The 7,167-nt window shown below is 59.1% G+C and carries 3 protein-coding genes, 1 tRNA gene and 2 rRNA genes (1 of these 6 cut by a window edge); 5 read left to right on the top strand and 1 reads right to left on the bottom strand.

Translation table 11 applies throughout. The annotated features are described in order from the left end of the window. The 3 genes from C8N43_RS18750 to C8N43_RS18740 form a co-directional block, all read left to right on the top strand. A 23S ribosomal RNA gene (locus tag C8N43_RS18750) occupies positions 1 to 988 on the top strand (it extends 1,846 nt beyond the left edge of the window). Between the two features lie 71 nt (positions 989 to 1,059). After that, positions 1,060 to 1,174 (top strand): 5S ribosomal RNA (gene rrf / locus C8N43_RS18745). A gap of 429 nt (positions 1,175 to 1,603) precedes the next feature. Beyond that, positions 1,604 to 1,680 (top strand) — tRNA-Met (locus C8N43_RS18740). A gap of 54 nt (positions 1,681 to 1,734) precedes the next feature. Here C8N43_RS18740 and C8N43_RS18735 read toward each other — a convergent pair. Next, positions 1,735 to 3,240 (bottom strand): glycosyltransferase, encoded by a 1,506-nt coding sequence (locus C8N43_RS18735; protein WP_158270020.1) that lies wholly within the window; start codon positions 3,238 to 3,240, stop codon positions 1,735 to 1,737. Here C8N43_RS18735 and C8N43_RS18730 point away from each other — a divergent pair. Both C8N43_RS18730 and C8N43_RS18725 read left to right on the top strand, forming a co-directional pair. Further along, positions 3,219 to 4,511, top strand: a complete 1,293-nt coding sequence (locus C8N43_RS18730) for a PQQ-dependent sugar dehydrogenase (RefSeq protein WP_245913084.1) — start codon at positions 3,219 to 3,221, stop codon at positions 4,509 to 4,511. The two genes, C8N43_RS18735 and C8N43_RS18730, sit on opposite strands and share 22 nt — an antisense overlap. A 243-nt stretch (positions 4,512 to 4,754) precedes the next feature. Further along, positions 4,755 to 7,127, top strand: coding sequence for a glycogen/starch/alpha-glucan phosphorylase (locus C8N43_RS18725; RefSeq protein ID WP_107847242.1), 2,373 nt, complete (start codon positions 4,755 to 4,757; stop codon positions 7,125 to 7,127). The last annotated feature ends 40 nt before the right edge of the window (positions 7,128 to 7,167 follow it).

The raw sequence follows: 7,167 nt of genomic DNA, 5'->3' as shown, positions 1-7,167 counted from the left end.
AAACGGCGGCCGTAACTATAACGGTCCTAAGGTAGCGAAATTCCTTGTCGGGTAAGTTCCGACCTGCACGAATGGCGTAACGACTTCCCCGCTGTCTCCAACATCGACTCAGCGAAATTGAATTGCCTGTCAAGATGCAGGCTTCCCGCGGTTAGACGGAAAGACCCCGTGCACCTTTACTACAGCTTCACACTGGCATCAGGCACAACATGTGCAGAATAGGTGGTAGGCTTTGAAGCGGAGACGCCAGTCTTCGTGGAGCCTCCTTTGAGATACCACCCTTGTTCTGCTTGATGTCTAACCGCGGTCCGTTATCCGGATCCGGGACCCTGTGTGGCGGGTAGTTTGACTGGGGCGGTCGCCTCCCAAACAGTAACGGAGGCGCGCGAAGGTTGGCTCAGAGCGGTCGGAAATCGCTCGTTGAGTGCAATGGCAGAAGCCAGCCTGACTGCGAGACTGACAAGTCGAGCAGAGTCGAAAGACGGCCATAGTGATCCGGTGGTCCCGAGTGGAAGGGCCATCGCTCAACGGATAAAAGGTACGCCGGGGATAACAGGCTGATGGTGCCCAAGAGTCCATATCGACGGCACCGTTTGGCACCTCGATGTCGGCTCATCTCATCCTGGGGCTGGAGCAGGTCCCAAGGGTACGGCTGTTCGCCGTTTAAAGAGGTACGTGAGCTGGGTTTAGAACGTCGTGAGACAGTTCGGTCCCTATCTGCCGTGGGTGTAGGATACTTGAGAGGAGTTGCCCCTAGTACGAGAGGACCGGGGTGAACGATCCACTGGTGGACCAGTTGTCATGCCAATGGCAGTGCTGGGTAGCTATGATCGGAAAGGATAACCGCTGAAGGCATCTAAGCGGGAAGCCCCCCTCAAAACAAGGTATCCCTGAGAACCGTAGTAGACCACTACGTCGATAGGCCGGAGATGTAAGCGCAGCAATGCGTTCAGTTGACCGGTACTAATTGTTCGATAGGCTTGATTTGATCCAGTAGAAGCTGGATTTCAAGAGAGCTGCACAATGCAGTTTGACTTGGATATGATGTTGTTTGTTTGGTTTGGTGGTCACAGCGAGAGCAAAACACCCGATCCCATCCCGAACTCGGCCGTTAAGTGCCTTTGCGCCGATGGTACTGCGTCTTAAGACGTGGGAGAGTAGGTCACCGCCAAACCTAACAAGCAACATCATGTATCTCTCTGACGATGATCAATACGAAATCCCGCCCTTTGTGGCGGCTTTTTTGTGTCTTGCGTCGAGCTATTCAAGCCAAGTCACGATTGTTCCCCTCGTTCTCGAGTCTTACTTTTCGCCATAATACAGCGATGAGACCCTGAGCGGGCTGTTCGTTAAACGCCGATACGGATCGAGTCGAACGCCTCGAGCAACACCGGTTTCGAACATGAAAACATCTTGGCAGGGCCATCGTGAGGGCGATCTCAGCCAGCCGAGAGCGCCGCATGTTGCTTCATCGGGACTTCCGTAGCGGTTAGCCTGCAGGAGAGCCATGGACAATTGCTACAGCCGAAAGAAATGCTAAAAACTTCCGCATTTCCTATTGAAGACTCAGGACATGAACCGTAGATACAGGGCTCGCAATTGGCGCGGGATGGAGCAGCCCGGTAGCTCGTCAGGCTCATAACCTGAAGGTCGTAGGTTCAAATCCTACTCCCGCAACCAATTGTAGCGTGTAATGGCCACCCTCGGGTGGCCATTTGCGTTTCTGAGGCCATTCTACTGCATCGGGATGTGAGCACTCGTACTGGCAGCTGCGGTGGGAGAGAATGCGATCTGGTCCCTGGCGTTCACAGGACTTGCGACCAGATTAGACAAAATCGCGGCGAGCCGTGTATGGCAGACCTTGCTGTCATAAAACCGACAAGCCCGCTCGCGTGCAGCGCGTCCCATGGCCCGCGCCATATCGGGGCTATCAAGAAGAGTGTTCGCGGCACGCACGATCTTTAGAATATCTCCCGGCTCCACCGCGAGGGCTGGGGTACCCGGTCCGAGCGCCTCGATCACCGGATCTACATTCGTGGTGACGAGTGGACACCCGCTCGCCATTGCCTCGATCAACGACCACGACAGTACGAATGGACGCGTCAGGTAGGCATGCACTGCGCTGCGTCTCAGCAGTCTCGCGTAGGTTCCTTTGGGCAAGATGCCTGGGAAATGCAGACGGCTTTCATCAAAATCATGTGCCGCAAGCGCGCGCGTCTTGTAGCTCTCGCCATTCGGCAGTTTTGGCCCATAGGCGATGCGGTCTTCGCCCGCGACAACCACATGCAGATCCGGCCGGTCCTTAAGAAGTTGGGCTGCGGCCGCCATGAAATCGGGAAAACCGCGCAGAGGCTCCATCCCGCGGGTTGCAAAGGTCAAGATCGGCGCAGTATCGGGTACGCCTTTCAAGGACAGCAGCGGCTCGTCTTTTACCAACGGTCGGAAGGTCCGACAATCAATCCCGTCATGCTGCACGACCGTATGCGCTCGCACGAAATCTGGGGCCTGGCTCGCCTGAAACTCGGTCGGGCTCAGAACCAGATCAGCCTGCTGAAAATCGAGCAGGAATGGCAGGTTACGGACAATCGTCCGGGCATGATGGTCCTCCAACCGTTTGGATGACTGGCCGGGAACGGTGTCGACTTGGGGATGCCGGTACCACCATTCGAGATACTGCACGAGCTTGGTTTTCGGCCAAACGACCTTCGCGAAACTACCCGATCCCCAGCCGGAGTGGGCGACGATGACATCCGGGGTGAAGCCCCCTTTCGCCAAGGAGGCCGCAACACGGGCAAAGCCCTGACCATTTCGCAGCGCCTTTTCTGTCCCCGCCAGATAAGGATGACCGGTCTGGCCCGTGCCACTGTTCTTGTAGCGTACGACCTGAAAGCCGTTCACCTGATGCGCACGACCCGTAGAAAAGCCTTCATTCCCGGTTGCGAAAACTACGCGCCAGCCTTGGGTGGCAAGGTAGTTGGCGATCCCGCCAAATTGCGCGGGGAAGTTCTCGTGAACGAAAAGTATGGACGGCATGCACGGCCCTTGGCTGCGGTTCTTCTTCTTTTGTCTTAAGTGTCCCGCTCTAAGAATTGGTGAATGCCGAGAATCGTTGATGCGAGCGTGCGGCAGTCCTAGCTTAGGCTTAGTAATCAGTTGACGTAGGGGAAGAAAACCGCTCGGCCTTTCGGCCGGCCAAACTTCATTTCTGGGAGGAACCAATGAAATATCAAAGACATTCACGCCCGATGACCGCCTTGTCGGTGCTTGCTGCCGCTGGATTGATGGCCGCAACACCGGCGCAGGTCGAGGCTGCGAATACCACAAGTCTTCAGCACACGGTCGTGCTTGAAGGACTTGATAGCCCATGGGACATAGCCTTCCTTGACGACGGAACAATGTTCTTTACCGAGAAGTGCCTTGGCCTTTCGGTGATGACCCCTTCTGGGGAAGTGAACAAGCTTCTCGGCATGACCGGCAGCGATGGCTACAACAGCACCGCGGATGATCTGTTCTGCGACGGGCAGGCCGGGATGAACGGGGTCGCGGTCGATCCAAACTTCGCCGAGAACCGACGGATTTATGTCTATTCGACCTCGAACATGTCCACCCCGCAGACCAACCGGTTGATGCGTCTTGTCGTAAGCGATGACTTCACCTCCGTCTCGGAGCGCACGGATATCGTCGATGATGTGCCATACAAGACGGCCGCGACGGACCACCCGTTCGGGGGCTCCGGAGCTCACAATGGTGGACGCGTGCGGTTCAATCCGGTTGATGGGTTCCTCTATCTCACCACCGGCGACACCCATAACAGCGCAGTGCCGCAGAGCCCGACCATGATGGGCAGCAAGGTGATGCGCATGGACACCGACGGCAATGCCGCGCCTGACAATGCGCCACCCGAAGGCTTCGACCCGCGCACCTATACCTACGGGCACCGCAATGTGCAGGGCATCACGTTCAACCCTGCCGATGGCACGCCGATCGTGGCAGAGCACGGGCCGTGGCACTCGGACGAGATCACGGTGCTGGTCAATGGCGGCAATGCCGGTTGGGATCCGCGGCCCAACATGGCCGGACGGGGCGACTGCCCGGATGAGTATTGCGGCTACATGCCGAACCAGCTGGAGGGGATGAACCGGTTCGAGCGGGCGGCGTTCATGCCGATGACCGACTTCGCGACCTACCCAGATGCCATGCCGCCGATCTGGAACAACAACGGCTGGTCGCAAGGCACGTCCTCGGCCGAGTTCCTGACCGGCGAGCAGTGGGGCGATTGGGATGGCCACATGGTCGTCGGTATCATGGGCATCGGCTTCGGCGGCACGCCCATGGGCCAGCGCATCGATGTGGTCGAGCTGGGCGAGGATGGGCAGTCGGTGGTCGATGTCACCGAAATGACCCTTCCAATGGAGGCCGGACGCTTCCGCTCGCTGGTACAGGGGCCGGATGGCAGCCTCTATGCCGCTGTGGATGAAGGCTTTATTCACAAGCTCACCCCGAGCAACTGATCGCAGCGCTCCCGTGCCGCCCCCAACCCGGGCGGCACGGGTCTGACACAGGCTGAAATTTGCGCATCCCCGATGCCGGTTTGGCCTTTCTTTCCTTTGGAATCGCTTTTAGACAACACCCGCAAAAGCAGTATTGCGCGGTGCCAAAAGGCCGTGCGCCCCATACAGACATATCCTTTGCGAGACACTTTGCCTGCCGCGCGCCGTCGCGCAGAGCTCCCGAAAAATCAGGAAATTTCACTTATGTCCGAGACCCTTCTCAAAGACGATATCCTGCGCCATTTGACCTACACCCTGGGCAAGGACCCCGATCATGCGCAGACCTACGACTGGCGCATGGCGTTGTCTTTCGCCGTGCGCGACCGGATCGTGGAAAGCTGGTTTGCGGCCACTCGCAAAACCTACGACGCTGACGCGAAGCGGGTCTATTACCTGTCGATGGAGTTCCTGATCGGGCGACTTCTTGAGGACGGGATCATCAACCTGCGCCTTCTGGATGAAGCGCGGGAGGCGTTCGAGACGCTTGGTCTCGATTTCCAGACCGTGGTCGAGGACGAGCCCGATGCGGCGCTCGGCAATGGCGGCCTTGGTCGGCTCGCGGCATGTTTTCTGGAGTCTCTCTCGACGCTTGGTGTGCCTGCCTATGGCTACGGCATCCGCTACGAGCACGGGCTGTTCAAGCAGGGCATCGTCGGCGGTCGGCAGGTGGAGACTCCTGAGACCTGGCTGAGCCAGCAGCACGCGTGGGAGTTCGAACGGCCAGAAGTGCGGCTGCCCATTGGCTTTGGCGGCAAGGTCAAAGTCACGGGCGAACGCGCGGTCTGGACCCCGGCCGAGGCGGTCGACGCCGAAGGCTTTGATACACCGATCGTCGGCTGGCAGGGCAAATGGGCGAACACTCTGCGGCTGTGGTCGGCCAAAGCGCAGGAGCCGTTCGACCTCAACCGCTTCAACGAAGGCGCCTATGCCGCCGCCGCCGAGCCGGAGGCGCTCGCGCGTACGATCAGCCGGGTCCTCTATCCCGACGACAGCACCGAGGCCGGCAAGGAGCTGCGTCTCAAGCAGGAGTACTTCTTCACCGCGGCCTCGCTGCGTGACATCCTGCGCCGCTACGACAGCACGCATAATGACATCACGCAGCTGCCCAAAAGGGTGGCCATCCAGCTCAACGATACGCACCCCGCCATTGCCGGGCCAGAATTGGTGCGCCTGCTGCACGATGAGCGCGGGATGACCTTCGACGACGCGGTAGAGACCGCACGCGCGTGCCTGTCCTACACAAACCACACCCTTTTGCCCGAGGCGCTGGAAAGCTGGGGTGAGGGTCTGTTTGGTCGCCTGTTGCCCCGTCACCTGACGCTGGTCGACCGCATTGACGCGGCCCACGCCAAGGCGAACCCGACCCGCAAGGTCGCGGCCCGCGGCGACGGACAGGTCAAGATGGGGGAGCTGTCCTTCATCATGGCCCATAAGGTCAACGGCGTCTCCGCGCTGCATACCGGACTGATGAAGGAAACCGTTTTCGAGGAGCTGCACCGCCTGCACCTCGAGCGGATCGTGAACCAGACCAATGGTGTGACGCCGCGGCGCTGGCTTTTGTCCTGCAACCCGCGTCTCAGCGGGTTGATCACCGAGTCCATCGGCGACGCTTGGGTTGATGATCTCGAGCAGCTCAAGGGCCTCGAGAGCCATATCGAGGATGCGGCCTGGCTCGACGCCTACCACGCGGCCAAGCAGGACAACAAAGCCGAACTGTCGAACTGGATGGGGCAGACCCAAGGCTTCGCCGCCGATCCGCACATGATGTTCGACGTGCAGATCAAGCGGATGCACGAGTACAAGCGGCAGCATCTCAACATTCTCGAGACGATCGCACTCTGGCAGGAAATCCGGGACAATCCCAACGCGGGCTGGACCCCGCGGCTGAAGCTCTTCGCGGGTAAGGCCGCGCCGAGCTATTACTTCGCCAAGGATATCATTCGGCTGATCAACGACGTGGCGGAAATCGTCAACGCGGACCCGGTCACGAGCCCCTATCTGAAGGTGGCCTTCATTCCGAATTACAACGTCTCGCTGGCCGAAAAGCTGATCCCGGCCGCGGACCTGTCAGAGCAGATCTCGACCGCGGGCAAGGAGGCGTCCGGCACCGGCAACATGAAATTCGCGCTGAACGGCGCGCCGACAATTGGCACGCTGGACGGCGCGAATGTCGAAATTCGCGAACATGTGGGGGAAGAGAACTTCTTCCTCTTTGGCATGACAGCGCAGGAAGTCATGGACCGTCGCTCTGTTGCGGATCACGCAGCCCAGGCGATTGCAGCCGATCCCCGTCTGGCCCGCGCGGTCGAGGCGGTGCGCAAGGGCACTTTTGCGCCCGGCGACACGGATCGCCATGCCGGGATTGCGTATAACATCGCAGGGCCGGATTACTTCCTCGTGGCTTCGGATTTCTCGGATTACTGGAGGGTTCAGCGCGAGGTGGATTCGGCGTTTGCCGATGAAAAGGGCTGGGCACGCATGGCTGCGCTTAATACAGCACGTAGCGGATGGTTCTCCTCTGACCGGACGATCAAAGGCTATGTCTCTGATATCTGGGGTGCTTCTTCGCTCCTGTAGTGGATATGGAACCTAAGGTGAGGTGATTTGGTTGTAGTCT

Origin of the sequence: Litoreibacter ponti (assembly GCF_003054285.1) — a bacterium.
In the GTDB taxonomy this organism is placed as follows: domain Bacteria; phylum Pseudomonadota; class Alphaproteobacteria; order Rhodobacterales; family Rhodobacteraceae; genus Litoreibacter; species Litoreibacter ponti.
Note: the sequence above shows the minus strand (reverse complement) of the source record. Positions and strands in the feature narration are given on the sequence as shown.

Coding starts and splice junctions, on each gene's coding strand:
- C8N43_RS18730 (WP_245913084.1), top strand. CDS start 3,219: ATGAAATATCAAAGACATTCACGCCCGATGACCGCCTTGTCGGTGCTT.
- C8N43_RS18725 (WP_107847242.1), top strand. CDS start 4,755: ATGTCCGAGACCCTTCTCAAAGACGATATCCTGCGCCATTTGACCTAC.